Raw genomic sequence first — 18,645 nt, forward strand, 5'->3', positions numbered from 1 at the left:
GAGGCATATGCTCCCCACAAAGCGCCAGCAACGAATCTGGTGCCACCAATCAAGGGGAGCAGCCTGATGAGCCCAGCCGAATTGCACGCCGACAGCATCGTCATCGACGGTCTGATCATCGCCAAGTGGAACCGCGAACTGTTCGAAGACATGCGCAAGGGCGGCCTGACCATGGCCAACTGCACGGTGTCGGTCTGGGAGGATTTTCAGGAAACCATCGATGCCATCGCTTCGAGCCAGAAACTGATCCGCGAGAACAGCGACCTGGTGATGCAGGTGCGCAGCACCGCCGACATCAGCCGCGCCAAGGAGCTGGGCAAGACCGGCATTCTGTTCGGCTTCCAGAATGCCCATGCGTTCGAGGATCAGATCGGCTACGTGGAGATCTTCAAGCAGCTCGGCGTGGGCATCGTGCAGATGTGCTACAACACCCAGAACCTGGTCGGCACCGGCTGTTACGAGCGTGACGGCGGGCTGTCCGGCTTCGGTCGCGAGATCGTCGCCGAGATGAACCGCGTCGGGGTGATGTGCGACCTGTCCCACGTCGGCAGCAAGACCAGCGAGGAAGTCATCCTCGAATCGAAGAAGCCGGTCACCTATTCCCACTGCCTGCCGTCCGGCCTCAAAGAACACCCTCGCAACAAGTCCGACGCCGAGCTGAAGTTCATCGCCGACCATGGTGGCTTCGTTGGCGTGACCATGTTCGCGCCCTTCCTGGCCAAAGGCATCGACTCGACCATCGACGACTACGCCGAGGCCATCGAGTACGTGATGAACATCGTCGGCGAAGACGCTATCGGCATCGGCACCGACTTCACCCAGGGCCACGGCCAGGACTTCTTCGAGTACCTGACCCACGACAAGGGTTACGCCCGCCGCCTGACCAGCTTCGGCAAGATCGTCAACCCGCTGGGCATCCGCACCGTAGGCGAATTCCCCAACCTCACCGAAACCCTCCTCAAGCGCGGCATGAGCGAACGCACCGTGCGCAAGGTCATGGGCGAAAACTGGGTGAGGGTGCTGGCCGACGTCTGGGGCGAATAGGCCGGACGCGACGCCAAATCCACCCTACGAACGACTTGATTATGGAGTTATCCACATGGCCACCCATGCCCCCGAAATGCCCATCCAGGTCGACGACGAAACGGGCGTCTGGACCACCGACGCCCTACCGATGCTTTACGTACCGCGGCATTTCTTCGTCAACAACCACATGGGCATCGAGGAAGTGCTCGGCGCCGACAAATACGCCGAAATCCTCTACAAGGCTGGCTACAAGTCCGCCTGGCACTGGTGCGAGAAGGAAGCCGAGTGCCACGGCATCGAAGGTGCCGCGGTGTTCGAGCACTACATGAAACGCCTGTCGCAACGCGGCTGGGGACTGTTCGAAACGCAGAAACTCGATCTGCAAACCGGCTATGCCGAAGTGAAGCTCAAGCACTCCGCCTTCGTGTACGTCTACGGCAAGGTAGGTCGCAAGGTGGACTACATGTTCACCGGCTGGTTCTCCGGCGCCATCGATCAGATTCTCGCCGCCAACGGCAGCTCGATCCGCACAGTCTCCGTGCAGCAATACAGCGGCTCGGAAGAAGGCCACGACGATGGCTTGTTCATCACCCGCCCGCTGTAACCAATAGGGCAAGAGGCGCCACCCAATAAAGGTGCCTTTGCCCGCGTCAACCGTGAACGCTGTGCAGTCGCCGAGGAGAAGGTCATGGCCTTCGAAGCAATGTTCCAGCCGATCCAGATCGGCAAACTGACCATCCGTAACCGCGTGCTCTCCACCGCGCACGCGGAGGTGTATGCCACCGACGGCGGCATGACCACCGAGCGTTACGTGAAGTACTACGAGGAAAAGGCCAAGGGCGGCATCGGCCTGGCCATCTGTGGTGGCTCCTCGGTGGTGGCCATCGACAGCCCGCAGCACTGGTGGGCATCGGTGAACCTGGCGACCGACCGGATCATCCCGCACTTCCAGAACCTGGCCGACGCCATGCACAAGCATGGCGCCAAGATCATGATCCAGATTACCCACATGGGCCGTCGCTCGCGCTGGGATGGCGGCCATTGGCCAACCCTGATGTCGCCGTCCGGCATCCGCGAGCCGGTGCACCGTGCCACCTGCAAGACCATCGAGCCAGAGGAAATCTGGCGGGTGATCGGCAACTACGCCCAGGCCGCACGCCGGGCCAAGGAAGGCGGCCTGGATGGCGTCGAACTGTCCGCCGTGCACCAGCACATGATCGATCAGTTCTGGTCGCCGCGGGTCAACAAACGCACCGACGAATGGGGCGGCAGCTTCGAAGGCCGCATGAAGTTCGGCATGGAAGTACTCAAGGCCGTGCGTGCCGAAGTGGGCGACGATTTCTGCGTGGGCATGCGCATCTGCGGCGACGAGTTCCACCCGGACGGTCTGTCCCACGACGACATGAAGCAGATCGCCAAGTACTACACCGAAACCGGTATGCTCGATTTCCTCGGCGTGGTCGGTTCGGGCTGCGACACCCACAACACCCTGGCCAACGTCATCCCCAACATGAGCTACCCGCCAGAGCCGTTCCTGCACCTGGCGGCCGGCATCAAGGAAGTAGTCAACGTGCCGGTGCTGCACGCGCAGAACATCAAGGACCCGAACCAGGCCACGCGCATTCTCGAAGGCGGCTACGTGGACATGGTCGGCATGACCCGGGCGCACATCGCCGATCCGCACCTGATCGCCAAGATCAAGATGGGCCAGATCGACCAGATCCGTCAGTGCGTCGGTGCCAACTACTGCATCGACCGCCAGTATCAGGGCCTGGACGTGCTGTGTATCCAGAACGCCGCGACCAGCCGCGAGTACATGGGCCTGCCGCACATCATCGAGAAATCTAACGGGCCGAAACGCAAGGTGGTGATCGTCGGTGGCGGCCCGGCCGGGATGGAAGCCGCTCGCGTGAGCGCCGAACGTGGCCACGACGTGACGCTGTTCGAGAAGCAGGAGCAGCTCGGCGGGCAGATCACCCTGGCCTCCAAGGCCCCGCAGCGCGACCAGATCGCCGGCATCACCCGCTGGTATCAGCTGGAGCTGGCGCGCCTGGGCATAGACCTGCGCCTGGGTACCGCGGCCGACATGGACACCATCAACGACCTGCGGGCCGACATCGTCATTCTCGCCAATGGCGGGCACCCGTTCCTCGAGCAGGTCGAGCACTGGGGCGCGGCCGAAGGCCTGGTGGTCAGCAGCTGGGACATCCTCAGCGGCAAGGTGGCACCGGGCAAGAACGTGCTGGTGTACGACACCATCTGCGAATTCACCGGTATGTCGGTGGCGGACTTCCTCGCCGACAAGGGTTGCCAGGTCGAGATCGTCACCGACGACATCAAGCCGGGTGTGGCTATTGGCGGTACGTCATTCCCGACCTACTACCGCAGCATGTATCCCAAGGAAGTGATCATGACCGGCGACATGATGCTGGAGAAGGTCTACGCCGAGGGCGACAAGAAGATTGCCGTGCTGGAGAACGAATACACCGGCGCCAAGGAAGAGCGCGTGGTCGATCAGGTGGTCGTCGAGAACGGCGTGCGCCCGGACGAGGGCTTGTACTACGCCCTGAAGGAAGGCTCGCGCAACAAGGGCCAGATGGACATCGACGCGCTGTTCGCCATCGCGCCACAGCCCTCGCTAAGCCAGGCCGGCGACGGTTACCTGCTGTTCCGCATCGGCGACTGCGTGGCCCAGCGCAACACCCATGCGGCGATCTATGACGCGCTGCGGTTGTGCAAGGATTTCTAAGAAAAGCCGCTGATGATTCCCACGTCGAGGCGTCGAACCGTCCGCGTGGGAACTCCGAACACGCCTGTAGGAGCCGGCTTGCCGACGATGAACGATAACGCGGCTGCCACGCCAAACCGCGCTGCCTGAATCGCTGGCAAGCCAGCTCCTACAAGACCCTTGCGGGAGCTCCACCATGCTGCAAACCATTCTCCCCATCCTGCTCTTCGCCGCCCTCGGCCTGGCCGTACTGGGTGCAGCGAAACGCTTCTTCATGTGGCGCCGTGGACGGCCCGCGCAGGTCGACTGGCTCGGTGGCCTGCTGAACATGCCGCGGCGCTATCTGGTCGACCTGCACCATGTGGTCGAGCGTGACGCCTACATGTCGAAAACCCACGTGGCGACTGCGGGGGGCTTCGTGCTTGCCGCCGTGCTGGCGATCGTCGTGCATGGTTTCGGCCTGCACAACCGCATCCTTGGCTTCGCCCTGCTGGCCGCGACGGCCTGTATGTTCGTTGGCGCCCTGTTCGTCGCCAAACGCAGACGCAATCCGCCGGCACGGCTGTCGAAAGGCCCGTGGATGCGCCTGCCAAAAAGCCTACTGATGTTCTCCGCAAGTTTCTTCATCGCCACGCTGCCGGTGGCTGGCATTCTGCCCACCGACTTCGGTGGCTGGGTGCTTGCGGCCCTCCTGACCGTGGGCGTGGCCTGGGGCGTGTCCGAGCTGTTCTTCGGCATGACCTGGGGGGGGCCGATGAAGCACGCCTTCGCCGGCGCCCTGCACCTGGCCTGGCACCGCCGCAGCGAACGCTTCGGCGGTGGTCGCTCCACCGGCCTCAAGGCACTCGACCTGAGCGATCCCAAAGCGCCGCTGGGTGTGGAAAAACCCACCGACTTCACGTGGAACCAGCTGCTCGGCTTCGACGCCTGCGTGCAGTGCGGCAAGTGCGAGGCCATGTGCCCGGCCTTCGCTGCTGGCCAGCCGCTGAACCCGAAGAAACTGATTCAGGACATGGTCATCGGCCTGGCCGGTGGCAGCGACGCCAAGTTCGCCGGCTCGCCCTATCCATCCCTAGACGGCCGTGGCAAACCACTCGGTGAGCACAGCGGCGGCCCGCATCAGCCCATCGTCTCGCTGCAGGGCAAGGCGCTGGTCGATGCCGACACCCTGTGGTCGTGCACCACCTGCCGCGCCTGCGTGGAGGAATGCCCGATGATGATCGAGCATGTCGATGCCATCGTCGACATGCGCCGCCACCTGACCCTGGAGAAAGGCTCGACACCGAACAAGGGTGCCGAGGTGCTGGAAAATCTCATCGCCACCGACAACCCGGGCGGCTTCGCACCGGGCGGACGACTGAACTGGGCCGCCGACCTGAACCTGCCGCTGCTCAGCGAGAAACAACGCACCGACGTGCTGTTCTGGGTAGGCGACGGCGCCTTCGACATGCGCAACCAGCGCACCCTGCGCGCCTTCGTAAAGATCCTCAAGGCGTCCGGGGTGGACTTCGCCGTGCTCGGCCTGGAGGAACGCGACAGCGGTGACGTGGCCCGCCGTCTCGGCGACGAGGCGACCTTCCAGCAACTGGCCACCCGCAATATCGCCACCCTGGCCAAGTACCAGTTCCAGACCATCGTCTCCTGCGACCCGCACAGCTTTCACGTGCTGAAGAACGAGTACGGCGCCCTGGGCGGCCATTATCAGGTCATGCACCACAGCACCTTCATCGAATCGTTGATGCAGCGCGACCTGCTACCTCTCGGTCAACACAAGGGCGGCAGCGTGACCTATCACGACCCCTGCTACCTGGGCCGCTACAACGGCGAATATGAAGCGCCGCGCACGGTGCTCAAGGCCATCGGCATCGAAGTCCGGGAAATGGCCCGCTCCGGTTTCCGCTCACGCTGCTGTGGCGGTGGTGGCGGCGCGCCGATCACCGACATCCCCGGCAAGCAGCGGATTCCCGACATGCGCATGGAAGACATCAAGGAAACCGGTGCCGAACTGGTGGCCGTCGGCTGCCCGCAATGCACCGTGATGCTCGAAGGCGTGGTCGAACCGCGCCCGCAGATCAAGGACATCGCCGAGCTGGTGGCCGAAGTGCTGATCGAGAGCGAAGCACAACGGAAGAAACCGGTGGCCAAATCAGACACCGTGGAGGTGGCGTGATGGCTCAGATGCGTAGGATGGGTGATAACCCATCAATGGCCGATGGGTTATCACCCATCCTACGGTGCCGCGCTGGCGGAGGTGGCCTAAATGAGTGACCTGATCCGACGCGACCCGCACGCCGAATGGATCGCACGCAATCGCCTGCATCCATTGCACGCCGCCATGCAGACTCAGCAGATCCAGTGGGTCGGCCCCAACGGCTTGGTGCGCAAGAACCCGCACGCAGCGGCCGCCGGCTTCATCGGCCCGGCCGGACTCAAGCGCATCGACCGCAGCGGCGCGCAGCAGGGCGGCTCGAACAAACGCCAGAGCGCCAGCGTGGAGGTGCAACTGCCACTGCACATCGTCGAGCAGCCAGCATTCATCATCGCCGTGGTGCCGGACATGGTCGGCGGCCGCCTGAGCAGCCACGACAAGGATCTGCTCGGCCTCGCCCACCTACTGGCCGGCAAGGACGGCGCAGTGCTTGCCGTGGTGTTTGGCGAAATCCGCGGAAGCACCTTCGAAGCCGCGGGCGTGGATCGCCTGATACACCTCGACGGCGAAGAGTACGCAGGCTACTCACCGGAGCAGCGGGTGCTTGCCCTGCGCGCGGTGGAAAGTCAGTTCGCTCCGCGTCACTGGTTACTGCCGGACAGCCGCAACGGCGGTGGCGAACTGGGCCGACGCATGGCGGCCAGCATGGGCGAGCGTCCGGCAACGCGTGTCTGGCAGGTCAAGGACGGGCAAAGTACCGGCCGCGCGGGTGCGGGCCGCGAGGATATCGCCCAAGTAGCACCCCGCCTGATTCTAGCTGCGGCGGAATGCGCCGAACCGGTCAGCGAAAGTCGCCATGAAGCGCGGCTGGTCGAGCTGTCGGCACAGGTCGCGCGCAACCTGCCGCGTATCGAAGACCTGGGTTCGGTGGCCGTCGACCCGGCGCAGATTCCCATGGCCGAAGCGGAGTTCATCCTCTCCGGCGGCAATGGCGTGAAGGACTGGGCCCTGTTCCATCGCGCCGCCGCGACACTCGGCGCCACCGAAGGCGCCTCGCGCGTGGCAGTGGACGACGGCCATATGCCCCGCGGCCGCCAGGTCGGCGCCACCGGCACCTGGGTCACCGCCCGTGTGTACATGGCGGTCGGCATCTCCGGCGCGATCCAGCACCTGCAGGGCATCGGCGCTTGCGACAAGGTGGTGGCGATCAACCTCGACCCCGGCTGCGACATGATCAAGCGAGCTGACATGGCGGTGATCGGCGACTCTGCCGCCATCCTCCAGGCCTTGATGGAACGGGTCGAAGCCCATCGCCAGGGAGCCAAACGCGATGCCGCATGAACAGCCTATCGCGGGCATGGCCCGCTCCCACACCTGCATCGCAACCTCGTGGGAGCGAGTCATGCTCGCGAAATCGTACGTACCGGTGGAGTTCCAGCATGGCTGAATTGAACATCATTGCCCTCGTCTCCATCGGCGCGCACCCGGCATCGGGGCGGCCGCGGCGCGCCGAGCAGGATGCCCGCGCCGTGGAACTGGGCCTGAAGCTGGCAGGTGAAAGGCTCAATGTGGTGCATGCCGGCGATCCGCACGAAGAAACCCTGCGCGCCTACCTGGGCATGGGCCTGCCCGGCCTCACCGTGCTCGAACAGACTCGCGAGGCCGATGCCCTGCCGGCCCTCGCCGAGCACCTGCAACGAGCCAAGGCACAGTTGGTGCTGACGGGCAGCCAGTCGGAAACCGGTGAGGGTTCGGGCATGCTGCCTTACCTGCTGGCCGAGCGCCTGGGCTGGCCGCTGATCGTTGGCCTGGCGGCAGTGGAAAGCATCGAAGGCGGCAGCGCCCAGGTGCTGCAGGCGCTACCCCGCGGGCAACGGCGGCGGCTCAAGGTACGCCTGCCCTTCGTCGCCAGCGTCGACGGTGCGGCACCGGCCGCTCGCCAGAGCGCATTCGGCCCGGCCCGTCGCGGCACGCTGGATAATGAATCGGTGGAACTGGTCGATGACCCGCTCTATGCCGATGCCCAGTGGCAACCGGCCCGTCCGCGTCCCAAGCGCCTCAAGGTGATCAAGGCCAAGACCGGCGCCGAACGCATGAAGGCGGCCACGGCCAAGGCTTCAGGTGGCGGCGGTCAGGTGCTCAACGGTGTCTCGCCACAGGAGGGCGCAGAGGCTATCTTCAAGTTGTTGCTGGACGAAGGCGTACTGCGCTGACGGGGCGCCGATCTTCAAACACTCCACGAGGACAGGACGATGATGCACGCCGAATTGATCGACCAGGAAGATCTCCGCGAACGCCTGGTAGCCTTGGGCATCAGCATTCCCAGCGGCGCCAGCGCCGAGCAGGCCTGCGAATACGCGGTCACCGGCCTGTGCCCGGAACGCGCCCTGGCGCTGCGCCATATGGTCGAAGACATACTCGCCGGCAGCGCCACCGTGCTGCCGACCGTACGCGAAGCCATCTCACGCACCCTGCTGCCGGCTCTCGTGCCACGCCGCTAGGGCTTCTGGAAAATGGGCAGGCTGCAGCGCAGCCGCCCTACTCTGCAAACCGCCATAATTTGCACACAAATGCTGTGCATGTGCCTGTGGATAAACTGTTGAATAACTGTCAGCCGCCCGGCATCACGGGCCTTGCAAGTGCTTGTCGGTTTTTTGTCCAGAAGCTTTTCGGAAAAACCGCCAAGAAGCCCTTTCCAGGGCCACTCCAGCAAAAATCGTAAAGAGCAGGCAACGTTATCGTCAGCACCAATAGCTTGCGCACAAATACTGTGCGCATGGCTGTGGATAAGCTGTTTGGAAAGCGCCGAAAGCCCGATGCCATGCGGTTCTCGAAAGGCAGGTGTTTTTTGTGCCCCCCCCCCCCCCCGGGTGGTCACCCTTCGGGCCCTCGCAAGCGACGTCAAAAATCGCTCCAGGCGATTTTTTGCTCAGGATGCATCTGGCGGTAACGGCCGTAAGTCGTCACCGCCATCTGGATCAGAGGATGCGCACGCTGGCGAAGGTCGACTCCCCCTTAGCACGACTGAGCGCGGACATGGCGGAAGACGACTCGTGCATCAGGTCATCGCGAATCGGCACCAGGGAAATCACGTTCGAGCTGCTGCCCGCGCGCTCGTCACGTGGCGGAATGCCGAAGTACTCGCGGTAGCACTTGGAGAAATGCGGCGTGGAGACGAAGCCGCAGACCGAGGCAACTTCAATGATCGACATGGAGGTCTGCTTGAGCAACTGCCGGGCGCGAATCAGGCGCAGCTTCAGGTAATAGCGCGACGGCGAGCAGTGCAGGTACTTCTGGAACAGACGCTCCAGCTGACGACGCGAAACATCCACGTAGAGCGCCAGTTGATCGAGGTCGATGGGCTCCTCGAGGTTAGCTTCCATCAAGGCGACGATTTCCTGCAGTTTCGGCTGATTGGTGCCGAGCATGTGCTTGAGCGGCACGCGCTGGTGATCCTGCTCGTTGCGGATGCGCTCGTAGATGAACATCTCGGAGATCGCCGCCGCCAGTTCGCGACCATGCTCGCGGCCGATCAGGTGCAGCATCATGTCCATCGGCGCGGTGCCTCCGGACGAGGTATTGCGGTTGCGGTCGATGGAGAACAGACGCGTGGTGATGGCCGCACGGGGGAAAGCCTCCTGCATCGCAGCGAGAAACTCCCAGTGCACACTGCAATCGTAGCCATCGAGCAAGCCGGCCTTGGCCAGTGCCCAGCTGCCAGTACACACCGCGCCCATTTGCCGGCCCTGACGCGCCTGGGCTTGCAGCCACTGAACGTGTTCACGGGTGACGCTGCGCTGAATATCCACACCGCCACAAACGATCACCGCACTCAGGGCTGGCGCGTTGGCAGTGCAGGCATCCGGGGTGATCTGCAGACCGTCGCTGGCGCACACCGGCAAGCCATTGAGGGTCAGGGTGTGCCAGCGATACAGCTCCTTGCCGGAAAGCTGGTTGGCCATGCGCAGAGGTTCCACGGCGGACGCCAGGGAGATCAGGGTGAAATTGTCCAACAGGAGAAACCCGATGGATTGGGGAACACGGCTCTGGAGCTGCGCTCCCTGATTGAACTGTGACATCGGTGAACCCTCACGCTAAGCACGTTGTGAGCCTTCATCACGAGGCTCTGATTTTCTTGTATTCACGGCACATGGCAGTCAAGCAGATGGCCTATATAACGCAAAGGTCATGCCGACATTGAACGGTCGTTCAATAAAATATCGCCCAGGCTGGAACGCCCCGGCAGAGCGAGCCAGAGGTACTCGGCGATTCATCTTAAAATTGGCGCAAAGTGCCATGCCACAAGGGCTTGAGCATTTTGGTAGCACTACATCCTGAGGGTGTTCCCATACTTTTGGGATGGTTACCCGGCGGCAGTAACGGAGCCCGTGACTGAGCGGTCACGGCAATGACGATTCGGCCATTACTCGACCTGCACCAAAAGCTAGCGGACAACCGGCCATCTGGGCGATAAACGCCCATTGGTAACAGGCGGATTTCCTGTTATCGCCGCATAGCTCGACGATGAGCTCGCAGCGGCTGATTCAACAAATAAGTTGGCACAGCCACTCCGACTGCCAGGGTCGTATGGATCCATGAAAAGACGTCATCAATTTGCAGGTACCAGCCTCTCCCGGATGTACCAGGCGATCAGAACAGTTCAAAAATCGCTCTTTCAACGTCCGTTTTGCAGCTACCGACAGGCTTACATACGTTTTTTTTCGAATTCGCTGCAGCCCCCGGCTCACCTAGCCTAAGGCCGACTGAAAAGCTGAGAACCGCGCCACACGTGGGCTCCAGCCTTGGCCAAGGGTAGAAAAAATCTGTTATGGTTTTTTAGGTGACACACCTTGGTGTCGTCGCCCAACACGTCAGGGTCGCAATTCGATAATTGCCGCGACCGCAAGACTATATCGTTGAGTCAGCCGATTTCGTCGCTGTCGCTCTTGACCAGAGTGGCAGACCGGAGCCCTCCGCTCCGGACCGAAGAACAGATAAGTGCTGGCTACCGCAACAGGGCGCCAGTCCAACAAGAAATTTCGGATGTACGCACACCTCGGATGAGGTGTGAATTCCCAAAGGACTGGGCTTCGTAACACTGCCAGAGGGTTTGGAAAGCAGTTTGCAGCACGGCAACGCATCATTCATTCGACAGGTAACCCAGGAATGCCGGGGGCTGCAAGCCGCCTGGGCAGGTCTTCGGGAGCGTGCGCGAGTGCCAGCAGAACGCCATGTAGCAGAACGCTGTCCAAACCTCGGAACCGTGTCCATACCCACAAGCGAGAACAGTCGACATTGCCTGACGTATGCCCGGTGGGCGTGCGGCAGGCTGCGTGTAGCTGCTCTGGATGTCTACTGAAGGGGAACCATCCCATGCAGTCTGGAAAAATCGTTGTCGAGAACCTCTACAAGGTATTCGGCGACAAACCGCAAGAAGCCATCGACCTGCTAAAGCAAGGTTGGAGCAAGGATAGAATTCTCGCCGAGAAAGGCGCCGTCATTGGCGTCAGCGACGTATCGTTCAGCGTCGAGGAAGGTGAAATTTTCGTCCTGATGGGCCTTTCCGGCTCCGGTAAATCCACCCTGATCCGCCTGATCAACCGGTTGGTCGAACCGACTGCCGGAGACGTCTTCATCGACGGGCAGAACGTCGCCAAGCTGCCCAAGGATCAACTGATCGAACTGCGCCGCCGCGACATGAGCATGGTCTTTCAGTCCTTTGCACTGATGCCCTCGCGCACCGTTCTGGACAACGCCGCCTTCGGTCTCGAAGTGGCCGGCAAGGGCCGCAAGGAGCGCGAAGAGCGCGCCATGCAGGTTCTGACCCAGGTTGGCCTGGACACCTTCGCCAGTAAATTCCCCCACGAGCTCTCGGGCGGCATGCAGCAGCGTGTCGGTCTGGCTCGCGCCCTGGCCGTCGACCCGTCGATGATCATCATGGATGAAGCCTTCTCAGCCCTCGACCCGCTCAAGCGCCGCGAGATGCAGGACATCCTCCTCGAGCTGCAGAAGACCGATCGCCGCACCATCATCTTCGTGTCTCACGATATCGAAGAGGCCATGCGTATCGGTAATCGCATCGGCATCATGGAAGGCGGCAAGCTGATTCAGGTCGGCACGCCGCAGGAACTTATCGACAGCCCTGCCAACGAATATGTGCGCAACTTCTTCGATACGGTCGACACCAGCCGTTATCTGACCGCTGGCCAGCTCAAGTCGGACAGCGTGCCGATCTACGTGCACAACGGTAAGGCGCCCGACGCGCAGACCGTTTGCCGTGAGTTGCAGGAACAGGACAAGCACTACGCCTTCATCGTCGACGAAGACAACAAGTTCCAGGGCTCCATCAGCCTGGAGAAGATCGCCCTGCTTGTCGAGGGCGGCGAATCCTGTTCGTTGAATCAGGCTGTTCTCAAGGAAATCAATCCGGTTCCCGAGGACATGCCACTGGATCAGGTGATCGGTCGCCTGGTGGACAACGAGGGGCCGATCCCGGTGGTCGACCAGGACGGCAATTACAGTGGCGCCATCAGCAAAGGCCGCCTTCTGACTCGTCTGCAGGGAGAATGACATGAGCGAGAAACTGGATCTGGGCAGCTGGGTCAACGACTCGGTACAACACCTGCTGGATAACTACAGCGGTGCCTTCGACAGTATCGGCAGCGTGGTCAGCGGCTTTTCCGAGGGCATCGAGGCAGTACTCATGCTGCCCCCGGCCTGGCTGCTGATCGCCATCTTCGTGGCCCTCGGCCTGTGGCGCATCGGCTTTCGCTTCGCCGTATTCACCGCCATCGCCTTCGTGCTGATCGTCATGACCGGCTTCTGGGAACAGACCGTCGTGACCCTCGGTCTGACCTTCTCGGCGACCCTGATCAGCTTGCTGATGGGTATTCCGCTGGGCATCTGGGCGGCCAAGAGCGAGCGCGTGTCGACCATCATCCGGCCGATTCTGGACTTCATGCAGACCATGCCGGCGTTCGTCTACCTGATCCCGGCAGCCATGCTGTTCGGCCTCGGCCGCGTGCCCGGCATCATCGCCACGGTGATCTTCGCCATGCCTCCAGCGGTACGCCTGACCAGCCTGGGCATTCGCCAGGTCAACAAGGAAATCGTCGAGGCCGGCCAGTCGTTCGGCTGCAACGGTCGCCAACTGCTGTTCAAGGTGCAACTGCCTAACGCGATGCCGTCGATCATGGCGGGCGTCAACCAGACCATCATGATGGCCCTGTCGATGGTGATCATTGCCTCGATGGTCGGCGCTGGCGGCCTGGGTAACGACGTACTGGCCAGTATCCAGCGTCTGGACATCGGCCTGGGATTCGAAAGCGGCATGGCCGTGGTTCTACTGGCGATCATCCTCGACCGTATCACCGAGAGCTTCGGCACCCCGCAAACTGCGGCGAACCGTGCCGGTTGGTTCAACTGGCTGAGCGCGCGTCTGCAGCGCCAGTAAAGCCGACCATACTCAGCGTTCTTTCAACTCTACAAGGATTCGCGGATGAACAACTTTTACAAGGCGGCGGGCGTAGGTGTGCTGTCCTGCATGTTGATGCAGGGCGCCTGGGCTCAAGAGCCGGCCAGCTGCAAACAGGTGCGTTTCGCCGAAATCGGCTGGGCCGATATCGCCGCCACCACCGGCGTGGCCATGACCCTGACCGAAGGCCTCGGCTACACGCCACGCAAGACCATGGCCTCGGTACCGATCGCCTTCACCGGCGTGAAGAACAAGCAGATCGACGTGTTCCTCGGTTATTGGGCGCCGTCGATGGACTCGGTGATCGAGCCGTTCACCAAGGACAACAGCGTCAAGGTACTGCCCAAGGCCAACCTCGAAGGCGCCAAGTACACCCTGGCCGTGCCGACCTATGCAGCCGAAGCGGGCCTGAAGAGCTTTCAGGACATCGCCAAGTTCAAGGATCAGCTGGGCGGCAAGATCTACGGCATCGAGCCGGGTAACGACGGCAACCTGCTGATCGACGGCATGATCAAGGGCAACACCTTCGATCTCGGCGACTTCAAGATGATCGAGTCCAGCGAAGCCGGCATGTTGGTGCAGGTGCAGCGCGCGATTCGCAAGAAAGAGCCGGTGGTCTTCCTAGGCTGGGCGCCGCACCCTATGAACACCCAACAGGACATCACCTACCTCTCCGGCGGTGACGACGTGTTCGGCCCGGATTATGGCGCCGCCAAGGTCTACACCGTGGTACCGCCAGATTACGAAGAGCGCTGCGCCAACGTTGGCAAACTGCTCAACAACCTGCAGTTCAACGTCGATATCGAAAGCCAGCTGATGGAAAAAGTGCTGGAGAAGAAAGACCCGGCCGACGTGGCCAAGGAGTGGATCAAGGCTAACCCGCAAGCGCTCGACGCCTGGCTGGAAGGCGTAACCACCTTCGATGGCAAGGACGGCGTTGCTGCCGTGAAGAAATTCGTCGGGCTTTAACAGCCCGCACTCACTGTGATCCGGCTTTTACAGGCCGGGTTCGGTACAGACAGGCGGCGCACACTGCGCGGCCTGTCAGCTGGGAGGCACGCCTCCCATGCGCCCGGTTTCACCAGGGCCATGCCCTGCTCTGCACAGCCGGTGCCGCAAGGCCCGCAATCAGAACGAGCCAGTAAACCAACTGAACTGCCACTCACTGACGGAGCAAGACCTATGCATAACTTTAAACGCCTCTGCCTGCAGAGCCTCGGCGTCGCCGCCCTGGCCATGGGCATGTCCAGCGCCATGGCGGCGGACAAACCCGCTTTAAAAATCGGCTACGTGAATGGCTGGGACGACAGCGTCGCCGTCACCCACGTCGCTGGCGAAATTCTCAAGACCAAACTCGGTTACGACGTCACCCTGCAGCCGGTCGAACCCGCCATCATGTGGCAGGGCGTGGCCCGCGGCGACCTCGATGCCACCCTCTCCGCCTGGCTGCCAGCCACACATGGCGAATATTTCGAGAAGCTCAAGGACAAGGTCACCGTCCTGGGCACCAACTACGACGGCGCCAAGATCGGTCTGATCGTGCCGGATTACGTAGAAGCCAAGACCATCGCTGACCTGGAGAAATACGCCAAGGACTTCGACGGCAAGATTACCGGTATCGACGCCGGCGCAGGTGTGATGCGCCGCGCCGAAGACGCGATCAAGGAGTACGACCTCAAGAGCATCAAGCTGATGCCGAGCTCGGGCCCAGGCATGGCCACCGCCCTGACCCGTGCTGAGAAAGATCAGAAGCCAATCGTGGTGACGGGCTGGATCCCGCACTGGATGTTCGCGCAATGGAAACTGCGCTTCCTGGAAGACCCGAAAAACGTCTTCGGCGAAGCCGAGCACGTCGACACCGTGGCCAACCCAGGCCTGGAAGCCAAGGCGCCAGAAGCCGCGGCCTTCCTCAAGAAGCTGTCGTGGAGCGCCGAGGAAGTGGGCGCGGTGATGCTGTCCATTCGTGATGGCGTGAAGCCTGAAGAAGCGGCCAAGCAGTGGATTGCCAAGAACCCGGATCGCGTCGCCGAATGGCTGAAGTGATCTGACACCCTGCTACAGGGTGGTCTCGAAAATGCCAGTCAGGTGATCTGACTGGCATTTTTCGTTCTGGCACTGAAAGAGATCGGCTCACTGTGATGAGCGAACTGACGGTTTCACTTCCCTATCGCCATATATTTTTGTATATAGCGTTACCGCAAGTGGCCGCCGTTGGTGGCCCACACCCTCAGGAGCCGTCCATGCGTAACCGCCTCGTTCGTCCGCTTTTCGTTGTTTGCGCCAGCCTGGCCATGGCGGGTAACGCCCTTGCCGATCAGGTGCAGGTAGCGGTCGCTGCCAACTTCACCGCGCCGATGCAGGCGATTGCCAGCGAGTTCGAGAAGGACACTGGGCACAGCGTGCAGGCGTCCTACGGGGCCACCGGGCAGTTCTACGCACAGATCAGCAACGGCGCGCCCTTCGAGGTCTTTCTCTCCGCCGATGACAGCACCCCAGCCAAGCTCGAGAAAGAAGGCCAGAGCGTGGACGGTTCGCGCTTCACCTATGCCATCGGCAAGCTGGTGCTGTGGTCGCCGAAAGCAGGCGTCGTCGATGACAGGGGCGCCGTGCTCGAGAAAGGCGACTTCAAGCACCTGTCCATCGCCAATCCGAAGGCTGCGCCCTATGGCTTGGCCGCAACCCAGACACTGGCCAAGCTGGGCCTGAGCGACGCCCTGAAGGGCAAGATCGTCGAAGGCCAGAACATCACCCAGGCGCTGCAGTTCGTCTCCACCGGCAATGCCGAACTGGGCTTCGTCGCCCTTTCCCAGGTCTACAAGGATGGCAAGATCACCAGCGGTTCGGCCTGGGTAGTGCCCGAAACGATGTACGAGCCGATCCGCCAGGACGCGCTCATCCTCAAGAAAGGCGCCACCAACCCGGCAGCCAAGGCGCTGGTCGATTACCTGAAAGGGCCGAAAGCCGCCGAAATCATCAAGGCCTACGGCTACCTGCTCTGAATGGCCTGTTAACGACCTTGCGAGCGGATGCAGCAAGGCAAAAGCGGACGTTCGCGTAACTTGTAGGAGGGGCTTTAGCCCCAAGCTCTTTGCACCCCAAAAAAGCTCGGGGCTAAAGCCCCTCCTACAAAATAAACTCTGCTCACCGGCCGCTTACGCCACTTTGCAGCCATCGATTTGAAATGCCAGCGCTCACGTCGGAAGATCAGCAGCCGGCTCCGGCACTTTTCCCCGTCCACCACAGCTAAAAGGCCATTGCATGCCCCTGGGGCCCAACGACTTCGCCGCCATTCTCCTTACCCTGGAGCTGGCCACTCTGACCACGGTGCTGTTGCTGCTGGTCGGCACGCCCATCGCCTGGTGGCTGTCGCGTACCGACTCCTGGCTGAAGCGACCGATCGGCGCCATCGTCGCCCTGCCGCTGGTGCTGCCGCCAACGGTGATCGGCTTCTACCTGCTGATCAGCATGGGCCCCAACGGATTCTTCGGCCAACTGACCCAGGCACTCGGCCTGGGTACCCTGACCTTCACCTTCGCCGGGTTGCTGATCGGCTCGGTGTTCTATTCCCTGCCGTTCGTTGTTCAACCGCTTCAGAACGCCTTCGAAGCCATGGGCCGTGCACCGCTGGAAGCAGCGGCAACGCTGCGCGCCGGCCCCTGGGACACGTTCTTCAGCGTGGTGCTGCCGCTGGCCAGACCGGGGTTTCTCACCGCGGCGATCCTCGGTTTCGCCCACACCGTCGGTGAGTTCGGCGTGGTGCTGATGATCGGCGGCAACATTCCCGGCAAGACCCAGGTGGCTTCGGTGCAGATCTACAATCACGTGGAAACCATGGAGTACGCCCAGGCCCACTGGCTGGCTGGCGGCATGGTGGCGTTCTCCTTCCTGGTGCTGCTGGCGCTCTACTCCAGCGGCCGGCGCAGCCAGAAGGCCTGGTCATGAGCGATTCCCGCATCCACGCCCGTTTCAGCCTGACGCATCCCGGCTTCACCCTGGATGTCGACTTGCAGTTGCCCGGTCGCGGCGTCAGCGCCCTGTTTGGCCACTCCGGCTCGGGCAAGACCACCCTGCTGCGCTGCGTCGCCGGCCTGGAGCGGCCAGGCAGCGGCTACCTGCAGATCAACGGCGAGACCTGGCAGGACAGCGCCAGCGGCATCTGGCTGCCGGCCCACAGGCGCCCGGTCGGCTACGTGTTTCAGGACGCCAACCTGTTTCCCCACCTGTCGGTGTTGCGCAACCTGCAATTCGGTTTCAAGCGCATCGCCAAGGCCGAGCGTCGTGTGCCTCTGGAGCAGGCGGTCGAACTGCTTGGCATCGAGCATTTGCTGGAGCGGCTGCCGGAGCGTCTCTCCGGCGGTGAGCGCCAGCGCGTCGGCATGGCCCGCGCCCTGCTCACCAGCCCGCGTCTGCTGCTGATGGACGAGCCACTGGCGGCGCTGGATCTCAAACGCAAGGGCGAAGTGCTGCCGTACCTGGAGCGCCTGCACGACGAGCTGGATATTCCGATCCTCTACGTCAGTCACGCACCGGACGAAGTGGCGCGTCTCGCCGATCATCTGGTGGTGCTCGACGAAGGCAGGGTCACGGCCAGCGGGCCGCTCAAGGAAACGCTGATCCGCAGCGACCTGCCATTCATCTTCGAGGACGATGCCGAGGCGGTGATCGAAGGCCAGGTCGAGCGGCACGACGCGCACTACGACCTGCTCGATATCAGGCTGCCTGGCAGCACGGCTTGCCTGCGGCTGGCCCACGCGACGTTGCCGGCAGGGCGTCAGGTGCGGATCAAGATCAAGGCCCGTGACGTCAGCCTGAGCCTGGAACAGGCCCGCGACAGCAGCGTGCTCAACCTGCTGCCGGCGACGGTCGAACGCTGGTTCGAGCTGCCCAATCCGGCGCACCGCCTGGTCGAACTGCAGCTCGGCGAGCAACGCATCATCGCGCGCATCACCCGCTACTCCTTCGATCAGCTGGATATCCGCGCCGGGCGACCGCTGTGGGCACAGGTCAAATCGGTGTCGCTGCTGGCGTCGTAAGGCGCAACGGGCCCAGTAATGCATATGGCTACAAGGGGGCGATAGCGGTCATCTGCTGCGGGGTTCAATCTGATCGTTCCTCACGCTCCGCGTGGGAATGCCTGCAGGGACGCTCTGCGTCCGATGTCGAGGCCTGACGGGCGCAGAGCGCCCTGGATTGGGCTCCCACGCTGGAGCGTGGGAGCCATCATCAAAGCGGACGGTCGCGATCTCGTGGGAGGGGCCGGGCGGCGAT

General features: G+C 62.4%; 15 protein-coding genes. 14 read left to right on the forward strand and 1 reads right to left on the reverse strand.

What is annotated here, in order from left to right; translation table 11 throughout:
- Positions 1-66 precede the first annotated feature (66 nt).
- From ACZ3GY_RS21975 to ACZ3GY_RS22005, 7 genes are all read left to right on the forward strand, one after another.
- Positions 67-1,044, forward strand: coding sequence for a dipeptidase (locus ACZ3GY_RS21975; protein ID WP_465911975.1), 978 nt, complete (start codon positions 67-69; stop codon positions 1,042-1,044).
- 55 nt (positions 1,045-1,099) lie between these two features.
- Entirely contained in the window at positions 1,100-1,630 is a 531-nt protein-coding gene (locus ACZ3GY_RS21980; RefSeq protein WP_465911976.1) for a DUF5943 domain-containing protein, read from the forward strand.
- An 84-nt stretch (positions 1,631-1,714) separates the two neighbouring features.
- Entirely contained in the window at positions 1,715-3,775 is a 2,061-nt protein-coding gene (gene dgcA / locus ACZ3GY_RS21985) for a dimethylglycine demethylation protein DgcA (protein WP_465911977.1), read from the forward strand.
- 175 nt (positions 3,776-3,950) lie between these two features.
- The gene (gene dgcB / locus ACZ3GY_RS21990; protein WP_465911978.1) at positions 3,951-5,924 is read left to right on the forward strand and encodes a dimethylglycine demethylation protein DgcB; all 1,974 of its coding nucleotides are present in this window, start codon (positions 3,951-3,953) and stop codon (positions 5,922-5,924) included.
- 90 nt (positions 5,925-6,014) lie between these two features.
- A complete protein-coding gene (etfA, locus tag ACZ3GY_RS21995) occupies positions 6,015-7,244 on the forward strand; it encodes an electron transfer flavoprotein subunit alpha (protein WP_465911979.1) in 1,230 nt (409 codons plus the stop codon).
- A 98-nt stretch (positions 7,245-7,342) separates the two neighbouring features.
- Positions 7,343-8,116: an electron transfer flavoprotein subunit beta gene (etfB, locus tag ACZ3GY_RS22000; RefSeq protein ID WP_465911980.1), complete on the forward strand. Its 774-nt coding sequence runs from the start codon at positions 7,343-7,345 to the stop codon at positions 8,114-8,116.
- A 39-nt stretch (positions 8,117-8,155) separates the two neighbouring features.
- The gene (locus ACZ3GY_RS22005; RefSeq protein ID WP_463563218.1) at positions 8,156-8,404 is read left to right on the forward strand and encodes a hypothetical protein; all 249 of its coding nucleotides are present in this window, start codon (positions 8,156-8,158) and stop codon (positions 8,402-8,404) included.
- 477 nt (positions 8,405-8,881) lie between these two features.
- Here the strand turns inward: ACZ3GY_RS22005 and gbdR are convergent, their stop codons facing one another.
- Positions 8,882-9,982 carry a choline metabolism transcriptional regulator GbdR gene (gene gbdR, locus ACZ3GY_RS22010; RefSeq protein WP_463563217.1) on the reverse strand — a complete coding sequence of 367 codons (1,101 nt, stop codon included), beginning with the start codon at positions 9,980-9,982 and terminating at the stop codon, positions 8,882-8,884.
- A gap of 1,294 nt (positions 9,983-11,276) precedes the next feature.
- Here gbdR and ACZ3GY_RS22015 point away from each other — a divergent pair.
- From ACZ3GY_RS22015 to modC, 7 genes are all read left to right on the forward strand, one after another.
- The gene (locus ACZ3GY_RS22015; protein WP_463563216.1) at positions 11,277-12,473 is read left to right on the forward strand and encodes a quaternary amine ABC transporter ATP-binding protein; all 1,197 of its coding nucleotides are present in this window, start codon (positions 11,277-11,279) and stop codon (positions 12,471-12,473) included.
- A 1-nt stretch (position 12,474) separates the two neighbouring features.
- Positions 12,475-13,356, forward strand: a complete 882-nt coding sequence (locus ACZ3GY_RS22020; RefSeq protein WP_225836256.1) for an ABC transporter permease — start codon at positions 12,475-12,477, stop codon at positions 13,354-13,356.
- 45 nt (positions 13,357-13,401) lie between these two features.
- Positions 13,402-14,346: a choline ABC transporter substrate-binding protein gene (locus tag ACZ3GY_RS22025; protein WP_463563215.1), complete on the forward strand. Its 945-nt coding sequence runs from the start codon at positions 13,402-13,404 to the stop codon at positions 14,344-14,346.
- 213 nt (positions 14,347-14,559) lie between these two features.
- Entirely contained in the window at positions 14,560-15,420 is an 861-nt protein-coding gene (locus ACZ3GY_RS22030) for a glycine betaine ABC transporter substrate-binding protein (RefSeq protein WP_225836258.1), read from the forward strand.
- 197 nt (positions 15,421-15,617) lie between these two features.
- Entirely contained in the window at positions 15,618-16,376 is a 759-nt protein-coding gene (gene modA / locus ACZ3GY_RS22035) for a molybdate ABC transporter substrate-binding protein (protein WP_465911981.1), read from the forward strand.
- Positions 16,377-16,635: 259 nt separating this feature from the next.
- The gene (modB, locus tag ACZ3GY_RS22040; protein ID WP_465911982.1) at positions 16,636-17,319 is read left to right on the forward strand and encodes a molybdate ABC transporter permease subunit; all 684 of its coding nucleotides are present in this window, start codon (positions 16,636-16,638) and stop codon (positions 17,317-17,319) included.
- Positions 17,316-18,410: a molybdenum ABC transporter ATP-binding protein gene (gene modC / locus ACZ3GY_RS22045; RefSeq protein ID WP_465911983.1), complete on the forward strand. Its 1,095-nt coding sequence runs from the start codon at positions 17,316-17,318 to the stop codon at positions 18,408-18,410. The genes modB and modC overlap by 4 nt, the downstream gene beginning before the upstream one ends.
- Positions 18,411-18,645 lie beyond the last annotated feature (235 nt).

The organism is Pseudomonas sp. PME37.24/006 (genome assembly GCF_055556635.1).